The following is a 24,056-nucleotide window of genomic DNA, read 5'->3' as shown; positions in this document are numbered from 1 at the left end:
AGGTGGTTATTGCGGCGGGGCTCACCTCTTCCCATTCCGAACAGAGAAGTTAAGCCCGCCTGCGCAGATGGTACTGCAATTTGTGGGAGAGTATGTCACCGCCTTCTTTTTAAAACCCTTCATCTATAGATGAGGGGTTTTTTGTTTTGGATTTTTAAAGTTTAATAAGTTACTAAATTTGAATTAAGCTATGAAATTAGAGTATTGTAACGAGAAGTCTAGTTTACGCAGGGGGGCTTAAATTAAATAATAATTATCCGTGAACGGTTTCTTTTTTTCCGTAGTTGGAAATGAGTTCGCCTTCGAAATCAAGCCATTCTTGCCAGCGTTTATCGACATCGACTTTTTCGGAATATTTTCGAGCAAAGCGTAAAAAGGTGGTGTAATGGTTGGCTTCGCTAATCATTAGTTCGTAGTAGAAATCGGCTAATTTTTTGTCTTTTAAGTTTTCAGAAAGCACTTTAAACCGTTCGCAACTGCGGGCTTCGATCATTGCGGCAAAGAGTAATCTTTCGATTAGAGCATCATTTCTTGAACCTCCTTTTTTGGTAAATTTCACGAGCTGGTTGACGTAATCGTCTTTTACTTCGCGACCAAATTCGAAACCGCGTTCTTGAATTATGTTGTGTACCATTTGAAAATGTTCCATTTCTTCGATGGCGATTTTGGCCATTTCGGTGACTAATTCTACGTTTTCAGAATTGTTAGTGATTATGTAAAGTGCGTTGGACGCGGCTTTTTGTTCGCACCAGCAGTGATCGGATAAAATTTCTTCAAGGTTTGATTCGGCGATGTTTGCCCAACGTGGGTCGGTTTTAAGTTTTAATCCTAGCATAATTCAAGTGATTTGATACAAAAATAATGCTTTTTATTTGAATAGAATTGCCTCTTTTATTCCTATTTTAGTCGGATGAATGCATTGAAAAATAAACGAATTTTAATTATTGGTTTTGTGTGGCCGGAACCGAAATCGTCTGCAGCGGGAAGTCGAATGATGCAGTTGATTGCTTTTTTTAAGGAAAATGGTGGGAAAATTATGTTTGCCAGTACGGCTTCGGAAAGTGAATTTTCGGAAGAATTGTATGAAGTTGACCGAAAGCAAATAACATTAAATTGCACTTCATTTGATGAATTTGTGTCGGAATTGCAGCCGGATTTAGTTTTATTTGATCGATTTATGACGGAGGAACAATTTGGATGGCGGGTTGCAGAACATTGTCCGAATGCTTTGCGAATGTTGGATTCAGAAGATTTACATTGTTTGCGTGAAGCTAGACGATTGACAGTTTTGAAGAATAAACCGTTTAATTTGAATAATGATCTGGCTAAGCGAGAAATTGCAAGTATTTACCGTTGTGATGTGACGTTGATGGTTTCGGAATTTGAAATAGAGTTGTTGCAATCGCATTTTAAAGTGCCATCGTTTATAATGTTTTATTTGCCTATTTGGATGGGAAATGAAACGTTGAATTTACCAAGCTTTGAAGAACGAAGTGATTTTATGTTCATTGGTAATTTTCTTCACGCTCCCAATCATGATGCGGTTGTTTATTTGAAAGAGAAAATATGGCCGTTGCTTTTTACAAAGTTTCCTGAAGCAAAGATGCATATTTACGGAGCCTATCCGACACAAAAAATAAAATCGTTGCATGAACCGAAGTTGAATTTTTATGTTCACGGAAGAGTCGATAGTTCTTTTGAAGTGATTTCAAAAGCAAGAGTTCTTTTGGCTCCCATCCGTTTTGGTGCAGGAATTAAAGGGAAATTGTTGGAAGCAATGCAGTTTGGAACTACGAGTGTAACTTCAGAAATTGGTGCTGAAGCAATGAACGGTAATTTTTTGTGGAATGGTTTTATAACCGATTCACCGGAAGATTTTGCTGAAAAGGCTATAGAATTATATCAAGATAAAATTATTTGGGTGAAAGCTCAACAGAATGGTTTTGAGATTATAAAGAATGGTTTTTCGAAAGATTTATTTAAAGATTCTTTTAAAGAATTTTTAACTGATAAATTTAAAAATCTCGAAAAATATCGTAATAAAAATTTTACAGGTTTATTATTGATCCATCATTTTTTGCAGAGCACAAAGTATATGGCAAAGTGGATTGAGGAGAAGAATAAAGCATAAAAAAAAGCGAGCTCAAATTGAACTCGCTTTTTAAAAATATATACTTCGGTTAAATCTATGCTAACATAGTCACCGGGTTTTCTAAATAGGTTCGTAACGTTTGAAGAAATTGAGCTCCCGTTGCACCATCAACGGTTCTGTGATCACAAGCTAACGTTACTTTCATTGTATTGCCCACAACGATTTGACCATCTCTTACAACTGGTTTTTCTATAATAGCTCCAACTGAAAGAATAGCTGAGTTTGGTTGATTAATGATTGAAGTAAATTCAGTTATACCAAACATCCCTAAATTAGAAACGGTAAAAGTACTTCCTTCCATTTCGGCAGGTTGAAGTTTTTTATTTTTAGCTCTTCCGGCTAAATCTTTCACCGCAGATCCAATTTGAGTTAAACTCATTTGATCTGTAAATTTTAATACAGGAACCACTAAACCATCTTCTACAGCAACTGCAACACCAATATTTACGTGGTGATTGATAACCGTTACATCATCTTTCCATTGTGTATTTACACGTGGATGTTTTTTTAATGCCATCGCACACGCTTTTACAACCATATCATTAAAAGACACTTTTGTATCAGGAACTGTATTAATAATTGCTCTGGATTTCATTGCTTCATCCATTGCTACTTCAATTGTTAAGTAATAATGTGGAGCTGTGAATTTAGATTCAGAAAGACGACGAGCAATTGTTTTACGCATTTGCGAATTTTTTACTTCTTCTGAATATGATTCTCCGGTCGGAACAAATGGTTGAATCGCTGCAGCAGGTTGAGAAATATTTTCCGATTGTGTAGCTTTTTGAGGAGCGTCAGACGGCGTAAAGTTTTCAACATCACTTTTTACAATTCTTCCATTTTCGCCTGAACCTTTTACTTGAGAAAGGTTGATTCCTTTGTCTTTAGCAATTTGGCGAGCTAATGGCGAGGCAAAAATTCTTCCTGTTGATTCGGTTGAAGTTGTTGCTTCTTCTTTATTTTCTGTTACGGGTTTAGTTTCTTCTGATTTGGTTTCAGCTTTTGGAGCTTCGCCACCTTTAGAATAATTTTCGGCAATTCCTGAAATATCTGTTCCTTCCGGTCCAATGATTGCTAAAACACTATCAACCGGAGCAGACTGGCCTTCTTGAACACCAATGAATAATAATGTTCCGGAATTGAATGATTCAAATTCCATCGTTGCTTTGTCTGTTTCAATTTCGGCAAGAATATCACCTTCTTTTACAGCGTCGCCAATTTTTTTTAACCAAGTTGCTACAGTGCCATCCGTCATTGTATCACTCAAACGAGGCATAGTTACAACTTTCACACCGGCAGGAATTTCTGCTGATGCTTTTGGTTTTGATTCTTCCGTTTTAGAATTTTCTTCTTTTGGAGTTTCCACTTTAGATGTTTCTTCTGATTTTGGAGCTTCCTTTTCTTCTGTCTTAGCAGAATTTCCTCCTTTTAATAAACCGGAAATATCTTCACCTTCTTTTCCAATAATAGCTAAAAGAGAATCAACTGGTGCTGATTCGCCTTCTTGAATTCCGATGTGTAACAACGTTCCTGCATCAAATGCTTCGAATTCCATTGTTGCTTTGTCGGTTTCAATTTCGGCTAAAATATCGCCTTCTTTTACCGTATCGCCAACTTTCTTAAGCCATGTTGCTACAACTCCTTCAGTCATTGTATCACTCAAACGTGGCATGTTAATAATTTTTGCCATATTGCTTATAGTTTATGGGGAATAAAAGGATAGTTTTCTTGTTCGTACACCACGTCATACAATTGTTGTACTTCCGGGAACGGCGATTCATCTGCAAATTTTTCACATTCATCAACTAAGTTTTTCACTCGTTCGTCAATGGCTTCAATTTCTGCATCAGTGGCGTAATTGTTTTCTTTGATAATATCTAAAACTTGCGTAATCGGGTCGATTTTTTTATATTCTTCCACTTCATCTTTTGTTCGATATAATTGAGCATCAGACATCGAATGACCTCTATATCGGTATGTTTTCATTTCTAAGAAAGTTGGTCCGTCTCCGCGACGAGCTCTTTCGATTGCTTCGTGCATTGCTTCGGCAACTTTCACGGGATTCATTCCATCAACCGGTCCGCAAGGCATTTCATAACCTAAACCAAGTTTCCAAACATCGGTGTGATTGGCAGTTCTTTCTACAGAAGTTCCCATTGCGTAACCATTGTTTTCACAAATAAAAACAACAGGAAGTTTCCACAACATTGCCATATTAAACGCTTCGTGAAGAGAACCTTGACGAGCAGCACCATCACCAAAATAAGTTAAAGTTACTCCGCCTGTATTGAAATATTGATCGGCAAATGCCATTCCGGCACCTACAGGAATTTGAGCACCTACGATTCCGTGACCGCCATAAAAACCATGTTCTTTAGAAAAAATGTGCATAGAACCACCCATTCCTTTAGATGTTCCAGTTACTTTACCGTATAATTCAGCCATTACTTTTCGAGGGTCAACACCCATTCCAATTGGTTGAACGTGGTTACGATAGGCTGTAATCATTTTGTCTTTAGACAAGTCCATTGCATGTAATGCTCCAGCTAACACAGCTTCTTGACCATTATATAAATGTAAAAACCCTCTCACTTTTTGTTGGATGTAAACGGCAGCTAATTTGTCTTCAAATTTTCTCCAAAACTGCATGTCTTCATACCATTGCAGATAAACTTCTTTGGTGATTTTTTTCATTTGTTGTATTTCTTGAATCTGTTTTGTTTGATTTGTTTGTATTGCAAAAAATTGCGAGTAGCAAAAATAAGACATCCTTGTAAGATGTAAAAATATAATTGACTTAAAATGACAAACTTTATGAAAAGTTATTTACGATAACGTTTTAGTAAACGATTAATATTTACAGGAAATTTTTATCAAAAACTAAAGGAAGTAAGTTTGTCAGCGAATCTGATTTATAAATTTCGCCCGATTCTCCCATAAAAAATATTTCGATGGGGGTATTTTGCTTAAATTCATATTCTGCAATCGACTGACGGCAAGCTCCACAAGGTGGAATAGGAGAGGTTACTGGTTTTTCATCCGCTGTAGCTGATATGGCTAATTTTAAAATTTTTGCATCAGGATAAATGGCTCCAGCTTGAAATATTGCAACCCGTTCGGCACAAAGTCCGGAAGGATAAGCGGCATTTTCTTGATTGGAACCTAAGACTATTTTTCCATTATCTAATAAAATAGCAGCACCAACTCTAAATTTTGAATATGGAGCATAAGCTTTCTTTCTAATTTCAATAGCCATTTCCATCAATTCCTTTATTTTTGAAGGCAATTGTTCTTTGCTTTCATAAATCGAGAATTCTGTCGTAATTGTAATTTTTTTCATAGTTTATAGTGGAAAAAAAATCCAAATTTCATTTTCGAAATTTGGATTTTTTTAAATTTATAATGATAGATTAATATTCATCATACTTTTCTCCGAAATTGAATGTAAGAGAAAATCGCAAAGTATTTTCTAATGGATTTCTTACTTTTGAAGCTGAGAATAAATAGGACACATCCAACATTACGATGTTGTATTTGAATCCGGCTCCAATTGAAAAGAATTTTCGAGCTCCTTTTTCTTCACTTTCGTTAAAATAACCTGCTCTTAATGCAAAAGCATCTTGATAAAGATATTCAGCACCAACGGCCCATGTAAATTCTTTTAATTCTTCTTTAAAACCATCAGGAGCATCCCCAAATGATTGGAACATTCCTGAAACCCAACCGATGCTTCTATAGTCATTAATGGCTTGAGCTTGAGCAGCATTGATTTCTGATTGGTCAATAGTTCCGTCACCATTTAAGTCAACAGGTGCAGGAGTTTGTGGTGTTGGTACTAATAGTTTTGTTACTTCTAAATTGACTCCAATTTTATTATAATCATCAAAAATAAAATCGAATCCTGTTCCTATCCGCATATTAGCGGGTAAAAAATTTGAATTCAAATCGTTATCATCATTATCATAATTGATTTTTGGACCCATGTTTTGAAAATTAATACCAGCTCTCCAACGGCCATTAAAATCATTATATGCTATTTCTTCTGACTGATAAAATCCAGCAATATCAACTGCAAATGAGCTAGCTGCAGAAGCATCACCAATATCGTCCGGAATTTTTAATTGCGAACGAATGTAACGACCTGCAACTGCCATAGAAAAACGTTCACTCAATTTTAGTGAATAAGATACATCTAATGCAAGTTCATTAGGGCTAACCACTTGTAGTTGTTCTCCAAATTGATTAGTTAAGTTAATATCACCCAAACCAAAATAGCGTAAACTTCCTGCAAATGCCATTCTTTCTTGAAATCTATTATAATAGGTGACTTGTGCTAAAGCGATATCATTAACCAAACCTGTTAAATAGGGCGTGTAACTCATCGAGAACCCTTGTTTATCTATTGCAAAAGCATATTTTGCAGGATTCCATTGTTGAGAATAAGCATCTGCAGAAGTGGCAACTCCAACATCAGCCATACCGGCGGCTCTAGCGTCTGCAGCGATTAGTAAAAAAGGAACACCTGTAGTAATTACTCTCTGGTTTTCTTGAGAGAAAGATTCTTGAATTAGAAGCAGGCAAGTAAGTATAAGAACAATTTTTTTCATTATTTTTTATGCTATTAGTGGAACAAATATAGTATATTATTAAAGTATAACAAGTTTTTCTATTTTTTCGGTTTTCTTATTTGTGACATTTGATTTAACGGTTAGCTTATAAATATAAACTCCTTTTCCAATTTTATCACCAAAATCATCTTTCCCATCCCAGGTTATTTCTCTTGATAAAAAACCTTCAGTAGCAACCGATTGATTAATGGTTTTTACAATCTTTCCCGTTATTGTCATAATTTGAACTTGAACATCTAGTGGTTCAAATGGTTTATTGTGTGTGAACCAAAATTGAGTGTAATTTACAAATGGATTTGGATAATTAAGTACGTTTGTTAAAGTAACAGTTTCATCTCCCACAACTATAAATTGAATTTCTGCCGTAACAGGATTGTTGTAAACGTCCCATGCTCTAAAAGTAATGGTATGTAAGCCTTTTGCTAAATTTCGGAACGGGAAACGAACTTTGCCTTTGGTATAATCGTCTAATTCGGTTTCATAATAATCATTTAAAATATATGGATTTGATTCATCTCCATCTAAAATGGCAACAATATCATGACCAATTCCGCTTGCTGTATTAATTCCGTTCTCATCTTCTAAAAAAGCTAAAAATATTGGGTTTTCATCTGTAATTCCGCCTGAAATAAAGGTTTCATCATTCATGTATAATCTAACAGTTGGGCCGGTATTGTCAACAGGAGCATTTTCGTTTATACCCCCAACTTTTATTGTTGTGTTATATCCTGATTTATCTTGCAAAAAGGGTTGTTCGGTTTTGGCATAAAAACTAATTCTACCATTTCCAACAGGAATTGTAATGTCTCTCGGAACCACAAAACTAAATTCAAACTTTCCGTTGTTTATTGAAGCATTTCCTCTGAAAATGGTTTCGCCTAAGGTGGTAAAGTTCATAGTTAGCAACTGACCTCCAACTGATACATTATCATTTCCTAATGTGGTTCGGTTGATTTCTTTATCAAATATTTGAACCGCTAAATCGCCATTAAAATTATTTATCAATAAATCGGTATTTGGGTCTCTTACTTCGCCCGTTAAAGTAACTGGACTTAAAGCTTTAAAAATAAACTCTGAAGTTTCACTAGGTTCATTATTGATGTGGGTTAAAACAACTTTAGGTTTTGGAATTGCCAGTTTTAAAGCAGGATCACCAACATAAAAAACCATTAAAGTTTGAGGTCCATAAGCATTTTTAGACATTCTTAAAGCCTCCGAAATAGTGATGTCTTCATTGGAGTTGAATCCATATAAGAAGGAAGCTAAAAAATTATTTATATTTTGACCTGTTGTAACACCAATTCTTCTGGTTGTAGTTATTAACGAAATTGCTCCGCCTTTAGGATTCCAATAAGTATATTCTCCTGCAGTTGGACGATAAGGATTGTCAAATCTTGTAAACTCACAAGTTACAGTAACAAATAATGGGTACTTGTATTGGTTGTTTAAATTTTGGGCATCTGTTTTTTCGAAAATACGTTCTTTGGCTAAAACTTCTTCACCTCCATGTCCAAAATAATTAAACACGAGTGAGCCCTGATTAAAAGCATTAATAACATCTTCTTTAGCTTTTGGATAACGTTGGCCACCAGCCGATGTTTCTTGAACATAGGAATCGGTATGGATTTTAATTACGTTTACTCCGGGTTTCTGAAATCCAATATCATTTCCTAAATTATCAAGCTGTTGTTGTATATCTACTTCCCATGCTTCATCAACATCGTCTGAAATAAGAGTGAAATTATTCCGCCATCTGCCGTAAGATTTGATATCATGATATTCAATTACTTTATCTACCATTTGATAAGCTTGTGTTGTATTGTCAACTAACATCCTTCCAACAGCAATATCCATAATGTCTGCAGATGATAACATTCTGCCTTCATTTTCATCCATCATGGCAAAAAAGTCATCTGACATAGTCGAACTTAATAAATTATTACTGTTTAAGGAATGAAAAATAGGAGTGATGTTAGTATTGTCAGGAATTCTATCTTTATAATCAAAAGAAGTGTCGCCAAAAAGATTTACATATTTCACTCTTTTTGCAGGTGTAGAAGCATTCAAATATACATATCTGATAAAATTACGAATTGCCGCAACATCTTGTTTGCCTGAAGAAAACTCTTGGTAGATTAAATCCAATGGAACTACTTTAACATTTAAATTTGAATAATTTCTGTGGAAATTAGCTAGTTTATCTGCAGGTTGAATAAGATTGGAAGGCGTTATTATTAAATAATCAATGTCTGAAAATTGACCCGTGTTATTATTGAAAATAGTTCCTTTCAGGTTTTGATTGACAACTTTAGATTGAGGGTCTCTTCTTGGAATGAAAAAATCGGATGGGTCAAGTGCAATAAATTTTCGCTCATCACCCAAATTTGTTTTGAATGTAAAAACAGATTGATTGTTGTTAGCATAACTACTAACATTAAATCGATCTGTAATATCCCATACATGAGAAATGCCATTGGCATTGGTGATTTGATATTCGCCAATTCCAATTTGCGAGGCAACTTGATTGTTTTTAAATTCAAATTGTTTGCCAATTCCAGCTAAGTTTCTGACCGCACTAATATTAATGTAATTTAAATATCCTCTTGCAGTGGGGACTCCGTTATTATTGTAAGTTACTTGAAATGTAATGTTTGGAGAAGGAGCAGTTGCTGTAAATGTTGTAAATATACTATCAAAAATTATACTTGAAGTTGGAATTACGGGATTGAAATTAAAAGTTTGGATATTTAACCCATTTAAACTAAGACTCATTGACGTAGCAACAAATGCTTCTGCTGCTGCAGAAAATGAAATTTGTAATGGAACAGAAGTATCAATATTTGGAAAGTTAAATTGATATTCTTGAGAGCTCTGAAATGAAAATGGACTTCCATGCCAAATCCTGCCTAATCTTCCGATATTGATATCGTCTTTTTCAAAAAATTGGTAATCATTAAATTTTGAAATAATAAGTGTTGGATCGCCTACGGGTTCGTTACTGTTTTGAATTCTTTTTCCATCACCGCCAGAGGAAGTCACATAATAATAGGATTTAGAATCATAAAGATTTAAATTTGTTAAACTTTCTTGATTCCAGTTTTCAACGCCTTCGGCATAAAAAAGGATGTAATCATTTGTATCAAAAACGCCATCTTCTTCACCTATAAATTGTATAGCATTTTCTTCTAAGTCTATTGGATATTCTTCACTATTTAATAACGGAAGCATTCTTCCTCCATTACCATAAATTTTAATTTTTCTTGGATCTGTATTGGTATTCATTCCCAATTGTGCTAAAAAACTTCTTGAAATTCTATAAACACCAGATTTTTCTACATAAAAGCGATACCATTCGCCTGTGCTTAAAACTGAATTTCTTATTCCAAGATAGTCAGAAACCGCTTCTGTTTGATTTCTTTGCGAATTGGAGAAGTTGAAACTATAAGTTATCGAAGTAACTTTTCTATAAGAATTATTGTTTTTTACAATTGGTGAAAATTGAATAAAAGCATAATTTACATCTCTTCCTCTACTATTTTTAACTTCAAAATTTATTGAAGAAGGTATTTTAGATTGGTTCAATACTCCTAAATCAGCTTCGGATATTGGCTCATAAGTTACATTGATAACTCTAATATTGTTTTCATCAAAAGTGTTTTCAACTGTAATTTTTTGATTAAAAAAGATTTCATTTGACCCTTCATCAAAATAGAAATTATTCAATTGAAAATGTGGAACTTTAATTTTATAAGAGTCAAAGTTTATAAAATTATCTGTCTCCCATTGAATATCAATGGTATTAGTTACCTGAGCAAAACTTGAATAAAACAAGAATGCAGTGAATACTAAAAGAATCTTTTTCATACGTGATTGATAACGCAAGTTAAAAATAAATAGTATCAAACCTATAAAATAGTTTTAATTTATACAATAAACAATATAATGTATCGTTATGGATATTCAGTTAATTAACAAAAATTAACAATTCTGTCAAATTATTTGATTTTGACTTGTAGTTTAAAGGTTAATTACTATATTGCGGCACTAAATTTATTACCTACTTAAAGTATGAAAGTAAACAAATTAATGACTATTAAACTTATATTATCATTGATAATAATGTTTGGTTTTGCTAGTTGTAGCAAAAAGTCAAGTTCTAAGAACACATCAACTGCTACCGGTTGGAAAATCAACGATAAAAAAGGGGGTTTTCAGTATGCTTCTAACTACAAACAACAACCTGCCGGTCCCGGTTTGATTGCTATTGAAGGAGGAACATTTACCATGGGTAGAGTTCAGGATGATGTAATGCACGATTGGAACAACACCCCAAATCAACAACACGTGCAATCGTTTTACATGGATGAATCGGAGGTAACTAATGTTATGTATCTAGAATACTTAGATTGGTTAAAACGAGTTTTTCCACCAACAGAAGAAAATTACAAAAACATCTACGTAGGAGCTTGTCCGGATACCCTAGTTTGGAGAAACAGATTAGGATATAACGAGACTATGACTAACAACTACCTTAGACATCCTGCTTATGCAGAATATCCAGTAGTTGGAGTTAATTGGATTCAAGCTGTAGAGTTTTGTAAATGGAGAACTGATCGTGTTAATGAAGTTGTTCTTGAAAAAGAAGGCTACCTTAAAAGAGATGCCAAATTAACAGATGTTTCAGGAGAGAAAACATTTAGTACAGAAACTTACATCAATGCTCCAACAAAAGCTTTTGGAGGAGACGAAGAGATAGTATTAAAAGGTAGAAGAGGAAAATCAAAAGACAGTATCAATTTATATGCTCAAAGAAGTTCAGGATTAATGTATGCTGAATACAGACTTCCAACCGAAGCAGAGTGGGAATATGCTGCTGTTGCAAATGTTGGAAACAGAGAATATAATTTGTACCAAGGTCAGAAAAAATATCCGTGGTCAGGAAGTTACACAAGATCAGGGAAACGTCAAGTTAGAGGTGATCAATTGGCTAACTTTAAACAAGGAAAAGGTGACTACGGCGGAATTGCCGGTTGGTCTGACGATGGTGCAGATATTACACAAATTGTAAAATCATATCCTCCAAATGATTTTGGTTTATATGACATGGCAGGAAATGTTAACGAATGGGTTGCCGATGTGTATCGTCCTATTGTTGATGATGAAGCAAATGATTTTAACTATTTCAGAGGTAACGTTTACACTAAAAATAAAATTGGTGAAGACGGTAAAGTTGAAGTTGTTACGGGTGATAACATTACTTATGATACTTTGGCAAATGGAAAAATCATTGCTAGAAATTTCCCTGGTCAAATTGCACAAGTACCTGTTGATGAGCAAGAAACTTATTTAAGACAAAACTTTGATAAGAGTGACAACAGAAATTATAGAGATGGGGATAAACAATCAACTCGTTATTTCGATTTTGGAAACTCAGAAGATGATGAAGAAGGAGGAAAGAACGAGAAAAAAATGTATGATTCTCCTCAACATAATGTTTCAGTTGATAGTTTAGGGGTTATGACAAGAAAATATGACCGCTCTTCAAAAAGAACTACTTTAATTGATGACAACGTTAGAGTTTATAAAGGTGGATCTTGGAGAGATAGAGCCTATTGGTTAGATCCATCACAAAGAAGATTCTTTCCACAAGATATGGCAACAGATGATATTGGATTCAGATGTGCAATGTCAAAAGTTGGTCCAAAAACAACAAAGAAAACTTCAAGAGGGAAACCTAATAGTAAGTAAAAAATTAATATATTATTACAAAAAGCCCTATTTTAAGGGCTTTTTGTTTTTTACAATTTTATGAAAATAGAACAAATTCACACCCTGTTTTTATCAACGAGCTCTGTTTCTATCGATACCAGAAAAATTGAAAAAAATTCATTTTTTGTAGCTTTAAAAGGAGAGAATTTCAATGCAAATACTTTTGCGAAAGAAGCTTTAGAAAAAGGAGCAAAGTATGTTGTAATTGACGAAAAAGACTTTTACATTGATGAAAGAACAATTTTAGTTGACAATTGTTTGGAGACGTTACAAAACTTGGCCACTTTTCATAGAGATTATCTAAAGCTTCCAATAATTGCTCTGACCGGAAGTAATGGTAAAACAACTACAAAAGAATTGATTTTTGCTGTTTTGTCTAAAAAATTCAAAACAAAAGCTACTGTTGGTAATTTAAATAATCATATAGGGGTTCCGTTGACATTATTGTCTTTTGATAAAGAGACCGAAATTGGAATTGTTGAAATGGGAGCTAATCATCAAAAGGAAATTGCATTTTTATGTGAATTAGCAAAACCTGATTATGGCTATATTACAAATTTTGGCAAAGCTCACTTAGAAGGATTTGGCGGAGTAGAAGGTGTCATCAAAGGCAAATCAGAAATGTATGATTATTTGTTTCAACATGATAAAAAAGTAGTTGTAAATCTAGATGATCCAATTCAAAATGAAAAAACAATAGCTTTTAAAAATAGCATATCGTTTAGTTCTAATATTACTGATGCATTTGTTTTTGCTTCAGATATAGTTGCAAATCCGTTTGCTACTATAACAATTGATTCTATTTTGATAAAATCTAATTTGATTGGTATTTATAATGCATCAAATATCATTGCAGCAATAACAATTGGAAAGTATTTTGGTGTTTCAATAGAAATTTCTCGGGATGCAATTTCTAGTTATTTTCCCGAGAATAATCGTTCGCAGATTCTTTTTAAAAATACAAATCAAATTATTTTAGATGCCTATAATGCCAATCCAAGTAGTATGGAAGTAGCAATAAAGAACTTTATTCAATTAGATAAAGCAAATAAAATAATGATTTTAGGTGATATGTTTGAACTGGGAGGAGAAAGCTTACATGAACATAAAATGATTGTGAGTTATATAAAATCAAGCAAAGCTAATTTGCATTGTTATTTTGTGGGTAATGAATTTTATGCCAATAAAGTCGTTGATGTTAACTTTAGTTTTTATAAGTCATTTGAAGAATTTAAAATTGATTTTGAAACAAAAGAAATTTCAAATAGTTTGTTGCTTATTAAAGGTTCAAGAGGGATGGCTTTAGAAAGAGTATTGAATTATCTTTAATGAAAAATTATAATATTTCGTCGAGAGATATAGATCTTACGCAAGATTATCTTTTACTATTTACTCTTTAAAAACCATATCAATACACATTACAGAAGCTAAAATTAGTGGACGAATAGCGTCATCTTGCGGAACATGACTGAATATTTCTAATACATAATTATCTGCACTTGTGAAGAATTCTTTTCCTATTCCGGCCCATTTTTTTGAAACATGAGCAAGTTCTTTATTTGCTTTGCTAAATTTAAAATCCCAGCCGGTCCATTTTCCTTGAAGCGTACAAAGATGACGATCATTTGCGTCATGAATTTCAAATTTACCTCCAAAAGAAAAAAACTTTTGTTTGAATACACCAATTAGTTTGTCATTTTCATCAAAAATTTCAACATCAGATCGAAATACGGTAAAACCTCTTTTAACAGATATTATTTTCTTTCCTTGATTATCTGAAATTATAACTTGAAAAGGGGTCATTCTTTTGTACTCAGTAAATCGAAATAGTTTTGTAAAAAAGCCCAGATTCGGCTCTCTGCAAGTCATTAATTGTGAGCCATTCTCTGGATTAAATATGTCAAAATTGTTTGATGCTTTGAACATTCCTACATGTTCTTTAATCAGGTAGATATTTCGATTTAATATTGTATTCATTGGAGTATGATTTTTTAGCGTTTTTTGTTGTCTATGATTATAGCTGATTTTTAAATAAAAAAAAACTCCCTAATTGCTTAAGGAGTTTTTGGTGGGCGATGAGGGGTTCGAACCCCCGACCCCCTCGGTGTAAACGAGGTGCTCTGAACCAGCTGAGCTAATCGCCCGATTAGTGCTTGATTGCGAGTGCAAATATAGCACAGTTTTTGGTATCTGCAAATAAAAAAGTAAAAAAGTTACAAAATTTCTGCAACAACAAAAGTGCTTCCTCCAACATAGATGAAGTCTGATTTTTCAGCATTTTGTCTAGCATTTTCATAAGCTTCTGTAATAGAATTGAATACTTTACTGTTAAGTCCAAAATCATTAGCTTTTTCTTGAAGTTTTGAAATTTCAAGAGCTCTTAAATTATTTGGTTTTGAAAAGTAATATTTAGCTTTTTTAGGGAATAATGGTAAAATTTCATCAAGATTTTTATCGTTTACAAAGCCTAAAACAAAATGTAATTTGTCAAATTTTTCATCTTGAATTTGTTTCATGACTATTTCCAACCCTTGTTTGTTATGAGCCGTATCACAAATTGTTTTTGGATTTGATTCAATTTGTTGCCATCTTCCTTTCAGACCAGTGTTTTTCACAACATTTAAAAGCCCTTTTTTTATATTGTTTTCAGAGATTTTAAATTCGCTAACTGTGGTAAGAATTTTTAAAGTTTGCAAAACTGTTTTTTGATTGCTCTCTTGATAATATCCTTTTAAGTCGGATAGATATGTTTTAGTAATTACATCAGTGGCATAATATATTGGTGCATTTTTTTCTTCAGCAATTTTATCAAATACAATCTTTGTTTCGTTTGAAAAGGAACCAATAACAACAGGAATCTTTTCTTTTATTATGCCTGCTTTTTCAGTAGCAATTGATGTCAAGGTATTGCCTAAAAACTGTGTATGGTCAAGTCCGATTGATGTGATTACTGAAACTAAAGGTGTTATAATATTTGTGGAATCAAGTCTGCCACCCATGCCAACTTCAATGATTGCGATATCAATTTTATTTTCTTTGAAGTATGAAAATGCTAGTCCAACAGTCATTTCAAAAAAGCTAAGTTGTTGTTTTTCAAAAAATGATTTGTTTTTGGTTATAAAATCAACAACATATTCTTCTGTAATTTCTACTCCGTTTATTTTTATTCGCTCTCTAAAATCTTTTAAATGGGGTGAAGTATATAGTCCTACTTTATATCCTGATTCTTGTAGTATTGAAGCCAACATTGATGATGTAGAGCCTTTGCCGTTGGTTCCTGCTACATGAATACATTTTATGCTTTTTTCAGGATTATTTAAATAGTTGGCTAATGCAATTGTGTTGTCTAAATTAGGTTTATATGCTGATGCTCCTTGATTTTGATACATCGGCAGTTGAGCAAACATCCAAGTTGTAGTTTCTTTATATGTCATTTTATTTTAAAAAAATAAACCCCACAAAAGTGAGGTTTAACTATATAAATTTTGTTTTTTATTCTCCGTTTCTAAAATTAAATACGATAAACCCAATTTGGTTATCCGGAGCATTAGAATCATCGTTCCATTTGTATTTATATGCCGATTTAATGGCGGCATCTTGTAAACATTTACTGGTAGTGTTTGATCCACTTGGAGTAAATTTAGCATTGGTCACACCTCCATTTTTGTTCACTTTTACCTCTACTACAACAGTTCCTTCGTCATTACATTCTGCTTTTACAGCACCGGGACTAGCTAGACGTCTGCCATTTAATCCCCAAGCACCGCTTCCTGTTCCGGTTCCTTTTCCGCTTCCGTAATAACTATTTGAGTAAATACTTCCGTCTAACTTTCCTTGATTTCCTGCTTGAGTTGAAGTGCCGTCACCTTCATTAGTTTTACCATCTTGTTTTGGTCCGTTTAATAAATTGGACAATGCATCTGTGGTTGTTTTTGAAGGTTGTTTGGGCGTTTCCACTTTTTTAGGAGCCTCTTCTTTAACTTCTTTAACTGGTTTAACCACTTTTGTTTCTTTTATGACTGCCGCATCAATATCGTCTTGTGTAAGTACGTCTTCTTTAGTTGGGGTAGGTTGAGCGGTGCTTTGCGTTGGTTGTGGAGATGCATTAACTGTTTCTGTGGTGTTCACATTTCCTGAACCAAAATCAGTATTTCCAAAATTTATGGCAATACCATTATCAGGTGGCGGATCCATAAAAGGCAAACCTAAATACAGAAATAGAATTAAAAGCATAGCCATAATCGTTGCCGTAATTGCAAATGATTTTTTTTCTTCTTCTGTTTCTAAATATTTCATAAGTGTAAATTATTTAGGTCTAACGGCTAAAACCACTTTGATTTGATTTCTGTTGGCGATATCCAAGATGTTTACCGCTTTTTCAATTGGCACACCTTCTTCAACACGTAATATTAGAGATTTATCGTCTTTTGTAGCAAAATATGATAAAATTTGTTGTTCTAAATCGGTTTCCTGTATTTGTGTTTTATCTATAAAATAATTCAAATCTTTAGATATACTAACTGAAATATTTTGATTTTTTGCTGTAATTCCTTTTGCTTTAGGTAAAACTAAATCAAGAGCATTTGTTGTAACCATGGTTGAAGTTAGCATGAAAAATATCAGCAATAGAAATACAATATCCGTCATGGATGACATGCTAAATTCAGGTGTAACTTTATTTCTTCCTCTAAAGTTCATAGCTTTACGATGGTTCGTTTAATAAATCTAGAAAATCGGTTGCATTGGCTTCCATTTGATGTACCACTTTGTCTGTTTTTACAACTACGTGGTTGTATCCCATATAAGCAATAATACCAACTACCAATCCGGCTACAGTTGTGGTCATTGCAGTTTGAATACCGCCAGCCAAAGCTTTCACTTCAATTTGACCGCCACCGTTTGCCATTTCATGGAAAGCAAGAATCATTCCAATTACAGTTCCTAGAAATCCAATCATTGGTGCGGCTCCGGCAATTGTTGCAAGAACGCTGACGTTTTTTTCTAATTTATATATTTCTAATTTACCCGCATTTTCAATAGCCGTATTGATATCTTCAAGAGGTTTTCCAATTCTTGAAATTCCTTTTTCAATTAATCTAGCAACGGGAGAATTGGTTTGGGCACAAAGCATTTTAGCAGCATCTAATTTGCCTCCCATGATATTCATCTTAATGTTATTCATGAAACTGGAATCAATTTTTGAAGCTTTATTTATAGCCATAATTCTTTCAAAATAAAGATATAAAGCCGCAAATAATAAAATGGCTAAAGTGGCAATAATAATTTGACCACCAATGCCACCACTATTGATTAATTCCCAAATTGAAAGCGTTTTTTGAACGGGTTCTTGGTCTAATAAATTCTGTTGTGCTACAGCTAAACTGTCTGGTTGCATAGAATGTTTAATTTAAAGTTAGTTTGATAACGCTAAGATAGGATTATAAATTGTTTAACGAATAAAATGTTCAATAAATAAGAAACATATTGCTCCTGACATGAACCCGATAAAAGCTAGCCAAGTGATTCTTTTTAAATACCAAATAAAATCAATACGTTCCATTCCCATGGCTGCAACACCAGCGGCAGAACCTATGATAAGTAAACTACCTCCGGTACCGGCACAATAAGCAATAAAATGCCAAATTACGTGGTCAACTTCATAATCATACATTCCCATTGAAGCAGCAACTAATGGTACGTTGTCGATAATTGACGATAAAATTCCTAAAAGGATAACTACCACATCTAAATTTGGAATTGCTCTCGATAAACTTTCTGCAGCATAGCCTAATGTTCCGATTTCTTCTCCATTAATTTTACCAAACACCATGCTTTCAAGAGCAGCAACAGCCATTAAAATTCCAAAAAAGAAAAGAATACTTGAAAATTCAATTTTTGAAAGTGCTTTATGACCTGAGTAGTGTTGTTTGTCTTTTTTATTAAATCCTTCATAAGGTTTTATGTATTCGGAGAATAACCAAACGAATCCTAAACTGAACATCATGCCCAGATAAGGCGGTAATCCTGTTATCATTTTGAATATCGGTACAAAAATTATAGCACCAAGCCCAATATAAAGCATAGTTTTACTGCTCAATAATCGTTCGGATTCTGTATCTACGGCATAATGTTTTCTTGGTGTTTCTCCTTGGAATGCTTTCAAACGAGAGGCAAAGAAAAAAGGTACTACAAAACATAAAATTGAAGGAACTATAACATATTCTGAAAGACCAACAGCGGTTACTTTATTTGCGATCCAAAGCATTGTAGTGGTTACATCTCCAATTGGCGACCATGCACCACCGGCATTTGCTGCAATAACTATCATGGATGCAAACCAAATTCTGTATTCTTTTACAGGAACTAATTTTCGTAATAATGTTATTAATACGATTGTAGCAGTAAGGTTATCAATTACAGCAGATAAAATAAACGCAACAAGTCCTAATGTCCATAATAATCGAACTTTATTGGTTGTTGTTATTCTACTTTTAATAACGTCAAAACCACGATGTAAATCAATAATTTCAACAATAGTCATTGCTCCAATCAAGAAAATAAGAATTTCAGCAGTTTTGCCGAAGTGATGCATTAAATTTTTTGAAAACCCATACAACTGTGCTTTTTCATCTCCATTATTGATGTTGTAAACATTGCTGTATTCATCAATAACAGAAAGCCAACCTTGGTTAAAACCAAAGGCTAAAAGTGCCCAAATGACACCTGCCATTAATAATGAAGGAACCGTTTTGTCTAACTTAAAAGGATGTTCTAGAGTAATTGATAGATATCCAATTATAAAAAGAAAAATGATAAGATTTAACATTGTAAACTTAGATTAATTGTTGTAGTGCAATTTCAAAAGCTGTTGCACTAATATTTGTTTTAGAGGTATTTATAGTATGAGTTTTGTGTAATGCTTTTTTTATGGTTTCTGAAGTATCAAAAAATATTGCTTCATCTGTCATTTGAACTTTTTTCTCCATAAAATAGGCAAAAACACGAGCCATCCCACAGTTTGCAATAAAATCTGGAATCAAGCTCACTTTAGCGTCTGTTTCTTCCATGATAGAACCAAAGAAGATTTCTTTATCAGCAAAAGGAACATTGGCACCACTCGAAATTACTTCTAATCCGGAAGCAATCATTTGGTCAACTTGTTGTTTTGTAACTAATCTGGAAGCAGCACATGGTGCAAAAATTTCGGCACCTAGCGTCCATATTTTTTGATTGATTTCTTCAAAAGGAATCATTTCTGAAGCTACAAGTTTATTACCGTCTTTATTTAAAAAATGTCTTTTTATTTCCTCAAAAGAAAAACCATTTTCATTTATGATTCCACCTTCACGGTCAATAATTCCAACAACCTTTGCACCCATATCCGCTAAATAGAATGCCGCAGCAGAACCAACATTTCCAAAACCTTGAACAATTGCTTTTTTACCTACAACGCTTCCACCATAAATGTCATAATAATGTCTAACCGCTTCTGCAACACCATATCCGGTAATCATATCAGCAACGGTATATTTTCTGTTTACATCCGGAGAAAATTTCGGATTTTCAATTACTTTGATTACTCCTTGTCGTAATTGACCGATTCTGTTAATTTTGTCTGCTTCGGTTGGTTTAAAATGGCCATTAAAAACACCTTCTTGCGGATGCCAAACGCCACATTCTTCTGTTATTGGAATCACTTCGTGAATTTCGTCAACATTCAAATCGCCACCAGTTCCATAATAACTTTTCAATAATGGAGAAACAGCTTTGTACCAACGTTGCAAAACACCTTTTTTTCTCGGGTCGTTTGGGTCAAAATTAATACCTGATTTGGCTCCACCAATTGCAGGACCTGAAACTGAAAATTTCACCTCCATTGTTTTGGCTAACGAAAGTACTTCGTTCATGTCTAAACCTTTTCTCATTCTAGTTCCGCCACCTGCTGCGCCACCTCTAAGAGAATTTATTACTGTCCATCCTTCTGCTTCTGTTTCGGCATCTTTCCAATTAAAAATTATTTCCGGCTCTTTATTTTCAAATTTTTTGAGTAAATCTTTCATTATAGTTAGTCTGTTTGTTTTCAAGTGCAAATATAATCTTTATAAAACATTTGCATTTTGAATATTGAAAATAATTTAGTTTTTTGCCATAAAAAATCCCCCTTTTCAGGAGGATTAGTTTAAACTGTTTCTTCTTTCATTTGTTTTCTTCTTTCTGCAAATGATTTAATATTTAAAGAAGGATGAATTACAGGCCTTTTATTATTTATTGGAATACTATTGCTTCTTTTCTTTAGCATAATATATCGTGTAAATCTAATTTTGTATAAATCATAGGAAATTACAATAGTTAAAAATATGCTTACAATATAGAATACTTGAAACCCAGTATTGAAATATAATAAACCTGAAATAATAGCTCCGAATAAATAGGAAATTGCAATAGAACTCAACAATTTTGCTTTTCCTCTTAGTTCTTCATTTTCTCTGTATTCTTTTTTAGTAAACATTGAAAATAATATCCCTAAATCGGTCGTTGTTCCCGTTAAATGGGTTGTTTTAACTGCAAAATTTGAAATACTTGCAGTTAATCCGTTTTGTAAACCCATGGCAAAAAGCATTATCCCCAACATAATTTCTGTTTCAAGTAAGGTTTCTAAGTAGAAGAACTGACCATAAATTCCAACAGTCATTAAACAGATAATTTCTAATATAAGTGGAATCGAATGAGCCAAATAAGTATTTAGTTTACTTAAATGAATTACAATTAAGTTGGATAAAAAACTTCCAAAAAAGAACAAGAAAATCCAAGCAAAAACAACTCCGGTTTGGTAAAGATTTCCTTTTACTATTTCAGAAGCCAGAATGGCATAATGACCTGTAACATTTGACGAAAACGAAAAGAAAATCAGTAACGAGGCAACATTTACCATCCCGCCGGAAAATGCGGTTAGTACTCCAAGTTTTATATTATCTTCTAAAGTTCTACTATTACTAAATTTTCTCAGCATAGATTATGATTTTTCAAATGTTAGTTTTGCAATTCCTCGAGCTTGAATTTCAGAATCAAAATTCAAGACCATTACATTGTTGTTCAATTCTGTTAAATTATAATTTTCAACAACATCGTTATCATATTTTAGTTGAAGAATGTGACCACGACCTTTAATTTTCCAATCAACCAATCGTTCGTTTTCTCCTGCCTTCAACACTAATTTTCCATTGGATAAAAACTTCCAAGTTTCAGCTTCATGAATAAGTAAGTGTTGACCAATTATTTTTTTTACATCGTCTGTAATTTCTTTGTTGTTTGTATCATTAACCATATCTACTCGTTCATATTCCCATGATAGTTCATTCCATTGTCCTACTATCTTTTTTTCAGGACTTTGGGAGAGTGATATAGTTGTAATAATTGTTGCTACAATAACAACAAATACAAGTGTATATGTGGTAGCAATTTTCATAGCTTTTGGTTTTACATTGTTTAAGAGTGCGACGGAACTCCGTTAAAGAATAATTCTGCCACTTTTCCTTTTTCAGGAATATTGGTAGCTGTTTGCCAACCAATTTGTTGAATAGGAAGTTTGCTTTTATTCATAAAAGGAATCAAATCAAAGCTTTTTTGTTTGTTAAAATTCCACTGAAAGTTAGCCGGAAGATAAATTGCATCAATTTGGTTAGCATCAGTGTAGCTGTTAAAAGCAGATTGTGTAAATCCGGTAAAAATATCTTTTCTAATAGAATTTATTTTTGAAGCATATTTGTTTTTAATGACAAAACAAGCTTGTTCAAACTCTTCAGAAACCAATTGATTTATAATTTTTTGTTTTGAAAAAAATAATAAATCTCTAATTGAATCTGATAAGTGAACACCATGCAATAATATGATATCAAAATTATCATCATGGTTAGATTGTGCTAAAGCAGTTTTTAAAACATTTAATGATTCAATGGTAAAATCAGTTTGTAATAGAATTGTTTTTTTCATGGCACTTTTATTTTTTAAAGTTTTACAGTGCCAAAATTATGGGTGGGAAATTAGAATTGAATTAATCAAAAATTAGAATTCAATTAAAAAACTATTGCGAAATTAAAAAGAGATTAGAGAATCTTAAAGAACTTTTAAAATTGTTAAAATTTATACATGGGAATGTTAATTTGAACTGTGGTTCCTTGGTTTTGTATTGATTTGACTTCAATTTCGCCAAGGTGCATTCTGATAATATTTCGTGTAAGAGGAAGACCAATTCCGAAACCTTCATAGCTTTTTGTGTTAGATGCTCTAAAAAACGGATCATAAATAAATTTAAGTTCCGATTCCGGTATACCAATTCCGGTATCTTTAATAACAACAAAAACACTATTATTTGAGGCACCCAAAGCAACACTCACGGGTTGGTTGTCTGAATATTTACAACCATTATTGATGATGTTACTAAATGCTAAATGCAATAATTGTTCATTTCCGTTTACCTTAATCATGTTTGGGTTTTCAGGCAATAAACTCATATCAAGACAGATTTTGTTTTTTTGATTGATTTTTTCTAAAGTTTCTTTAACATCCATCAATAATTGATCTAATCGGATTTTATCAAATTTTTGAATTTTTCCATTAAAACCGGTTTGTGCTAAAAACAATAAAGCTCGGGTTTTGCTTTCTAATTTTTCAGCTTCCACTAACATTATTTTAATAGCTTCTTCATATTCTTCTTGTGATCTGCTTTTTGATAAAATCACATCAGCTTCACCAATTATTGCTGTTAACGGCGTTCGTAACTCGTGAGAAGCATTACTTATGAAGTTGTTTTGTGTCTCAAAAGATGTTTCAATTCTATCGAGCATTGTGTTGAAAGTAACAGCCAAATCGTTCAGCTCATCATTTTTACTTCCCGCATCTAATCGCAAGTGCAGATTTTCAGAGCTAATTTGATTTACTCGTTCTGTTATTTTTCGAAGCGGTTTAAATATGTATTTTGAAAAGTACAAAGAAATAAGAGCCGATATAATAAAAGCGGCAATGATTGAAATGAATAAAGTTCGTTTTAAATAGGCTGAATGATGTAATTCATAATAATTTTCTGCAGAAGCAACAATAATGTATTTGCCTTTTGTACTATTATATATTATGCCTTTGTAGAAAACATTGTTTTTTTTGAAATCTGATTTGCCATTTTTAATTACATTTTCAAAAAAAGAAATTGGTAAACCTAAAGTTTCACTTTCATCATGAAACTTTTCTACTTCTTCTAACGGAAAAAAATAATCTTTTTCTTGTGGTAGTTTTTCAAAAAATTGGTCTCGTAATTCTTTAATTTCTTTAATGTTAGCAGTAGGGTTGTTGTCCAATTCAATTTTTCCGGCTGTAATGGCTCTAATTTCCAATAATCTAAAAAAATCATTGTGAGAATAATTCAAAAATGAAAAATAGACAAATCCGCCAAACAAGGATAAAACAATTAAGAATGGCAAAAGAAAAAGTAAAGTAGTTTTGGTTTGTGTTCTCAT

20 protein-coding genes, 1 tRNA gene and 1 rRNA gene are annotated in these 24,056 nt (G+C 33.1%); 4 read left to right on the top strand and 18 right to left on the bottom strand.

Annotation, left to right across the window (positions count from 1 at the left end):
- Window positions 1–107 (top strand): 5S ribosomal RNA (gene rrf / locus IEV15_RS11915); the annotation flags it as partial.
- A 146-nt stretch (window positions 108–253) separates the two neighbouring features.
- Here the strand turns inward: rrf and IEV15_RS11910 are convergent.
- Window positions 254–835: a MiaE family protein gene (locus IEV15_RS11910; RefSeq protein WP_188362754.1), complete on the bottom strand. Its 582-nt coding sequence runs from the start codon at window positions 833–835 to the stop codon at window positions 254–256.
- A gap of 75 nt (window positions 836–910) precedes the next feature.
- On the opposite strand from IEV15_RS11910, the gene IEV15_RS11905 reads away from it, so the two are divergent.
- Entirely contained in the window at window positions 911–2,131 is a 1,221-nt protein-coding gene (locus tag IEV15_RS11905) for a glycosyltransferase (RefSeq protein WP_188362753.1), read from the top strand.
- A gap of 55 nt (window positions 2,132–2,186) precedes the next feature.
- On the opposite strand, the gene IEV15_RS11900 is transcribed toward IEV15_RS11905, so the two are convergent.
- The 5 genes from IEV15_RS11900 to porU form a co-directional block, all read right to left on the bottom strand.
- Entirely contained in the window at window positions 2,187–3,842 is a 1,656-nt protein-coding gene (locus IEV15_RS11900; RefSeq protein WP_188362752.1) for a pyruvate dehydrogenase complex dihydrolipoamide acetyltransferase, read from the bottom strand.
- Between the two features lie 5 nt (window positions 3,843–3,847).
- Window positions 3,848–4,846 (bottom strand): pyruvate dehydrogenase (acetyl-transferring) E1 component subunit alpha, encoded by a 999-nt coding sequence (pdhA, locus tag IEV15_RS11895; RefSeq protein WP_188362751.1) that lies wholly within the window; start codon window positions 4,844–4,846, stop codon window positions 3,848–3,850.
- Between the two features lie 163 nt (window positions 4,847–5,009).
- A complete protein-coding gene (cdd, locus tag IEV15_RS11890) occupies window positions 5,010–5,492 on the bottom strand; it encodes a cytidine deaminase (RefSeq protein ID WP_188362750.1) in 483 nt (160 codons plus the stop codon).
- Window positions 5,493–5,562: 70 nt separating this feature from the next.
- Window positions 5,563–6,759, bottom strand: a complete 1,197-nt coding sequence (gene porV, locus IEV15_RS11885; RefSeq protein WP_188362749.1) for a type IX secretion system outer membrane channel protein PorV — start codon at window positions 6,757–6,759, stop codon at window positions 5,563–5,565.
- Window positions 6,760–6,798: 39 nt separating this feature from the next.
- Window positions 6,799–10,644 carry a type IX secretion system sortase PorU gene (gene porU / locus IEV15_RS11880; protein WP_188362748.1) on the bottom strand — a complete coding sequence of 1,282 codons (3,846 nt, stop codon included), beginning with the start codon at window positions 10,642–10,644 and terminating at the stop codon, window positions 6,799–6,801.
- A gap of 204 nt (window positions 10,645–10,848) precedes the next feature.
- Between porU and gldJ the strand changes: the two genes are divergently transcribed.
- Both gldJ and IEV15_RS11870 read left to right on the top strand, forming a co-directional pair.
- Entirely contained in the window at window positions 10,849–12,528 is a 1,680-nt protein-coding gene (gldJ, locus tag IEV15_RS11875) for a gliding motility lipoprotein GldJ (protein WP_188362747.1), read from the top strand.
- Between the two features lie 60 nt (window positions 12,529–12,588).
- Window positions 12,589–13,878, top strand: coding sequence for a UDP-N-acetylmuramoyl-tripeptide--D-alanyl-D-alanine ligase (locus IEV15_RS11870; RefSeq protein ID WP_188362746.1), 1,290 nt, complete (start codon window positions 12,589–12,591; stop codon window positions 13,876–13,878).
- A 60-nt stretch (window positions 13,879–13,938) separates the two neighbouring features.
- Here the strand turns inward: IEV15_RS11870 and IEV15_RS11865 are convergent, their stop codons facing one another.
- From IEV15_RS11865 to IEV15_RS11810, 12 genes are all read right to left on the bottom strand, one after another.
- Window positions 13,939–14,526, bottom strand: coding sequence for an LURP-one-related family protein (locus IEV15_RS11865; RefSeq protein ID WP_188362745.1), 588 nt, complete (start codon window positions 14,524–14,526; stop codon window positions 13,939–13,941).
- 89 nt (window positions 14,527–14,615) lie between these two features.
- Window positions 14,616–14,693: transfer RNA gene (locus IEV15_RS11860), tRNA-Val, on the bottom strand.
- Window positions 14,694–14,762: 69 nt separating this feature from the next.
- Entirely contained in the window at window positions 14,763–15,983 is a 1,221-nt protein-coding gene (locus IEV15_RS11855; protein ID WP_188362744.1) for a bifunctional folylpolyglutamate synthase/dihydrofolate synthase, read from the bottom strand.
- Between the two features lie 58 nt (window positions 15,984–16,041).
- Window positions 16,042–16,845, bottom strand: coding sequence for an energy transducer TonB (locus IEV15_RS11850; protein WP_188362743.1), 804 nt, complete (start codon window positions 16,843–16,845; stop codon window positions 16,042–16,044).
- 9 nt (window positions 16,846–16,854) lie between these two features.
- Window positions 16,855–17,247 (bottom strand): ExbD/TolR family protein, encoded by a 393-nt coding sequence (locus IEV15_RS11845; RefSeq protein ID WP_188362742.1) that lies wholly within the window; start codon window positions 17,245–17,247, stop codon window positions 16,855–16,857.
- A gap of 4 nt (window positions 17,248–17,251) precedes the next feature.
- The gene (locus IEV15_RS11840; protein ID WP_188362741.1) at window positions 17,252–17,944 is read right to left on the bottom strand and encodes a MotA/TolQ/ExbB proton channel family protein; all 693 of its coding nucleotides are present in this window, start codon (window positions 17,942–17,944) and stop codon (window positions 17,252–17,254) included.
- 54 nt (window positions 17,945–17,998) lie between these two features.
- Window positions 17,999–19,375: a sodium:proton antiporter NhaD gene (gene nhaD / locus IEV15_RS11835; protein WP_188362740.1), complete on the bottom strand. Its 1,377-nt coding sequence runs from the start codon at window positions 19,373–19,375 to the stop codon at window positions 17,999–18,001.
- A gap of 7 nt (window positions 19,376–19,382) precedes the next feature.
- Window positions 19,383–20,609, bottom strand: coding sequence for a Glu/Leu/Phe/Val dehydrogenase dimerization domain-containing protein (locus IEV15_RS11830; RefSeq protein ID WP_188362739.1), 1,227 nt, complete (start codon window positions 20,607–20,609; stop codon window positions 19,383–19,385).
- Between the two features lie 119 nt (window positions 20,610–20,728).
- Window positions 20,729–21,559, bottom strand: a complete 831-nt coding sequence (locus IEV15_RS11825; protein ID WP_188362738.1) for a YoaK family protein — start codon at window positions 21,557–21,559, stop codon at window positions 20,729–20,731.
- A 3-nt stretch (window positions 21,560–21,562) separates the two neighbouring features.
- Window positions 21,563–22,015 carry a hypothetical protein gene (locus IEV15_RS11820; protein WP_188362737.1) on the bottom strand — a complete coding sequence of 151 codons (453 nt, stop codon included), beginning with the start codon at window positions 22,013–22,015 and terminating at the stop codon, window positions 21,563–21,565.
- A gap of 20 nt (window positions 22,016–22,035) precedes the next feature.
- Window positions 22,036–22,539, bottom strand: a complete 504-nt coding sequence (locus tag IEV15_RS11815) for a hypothetical protein (RefSeq protein WP_188362736.1) — start codon at window positions 22,537–22,539, stop codon at window positions 22,036–22,038.
- Between the two features lie 143 nt (window positions 22,540–22,682).
- Window positions 22,683–24,056: a sensor histidine kinase gene (locus IEV15_RS11810; protein ID WP_188362735.1), complete on the bottom strand. Its 1,374-nt coding sequence runs from the start codon at window positions 24,054–24,056 to the stop codon at window positions 22,683–22,685.

Source organism: Flavobacterium orientale (genome assembly GCF_014638005.1).
Lineage (GTDB): Bacteria > Bacteroidota > Bacteroidia > Flavobacteriales > Flavobacteriaceae > Flavobacterium > Flavobacterium orientale.
The sequence above is the reverse complement of the archived record's forward strand: the minus strand, read 5'-3'. Positions and strand labels throughout refer to the sequence as shown.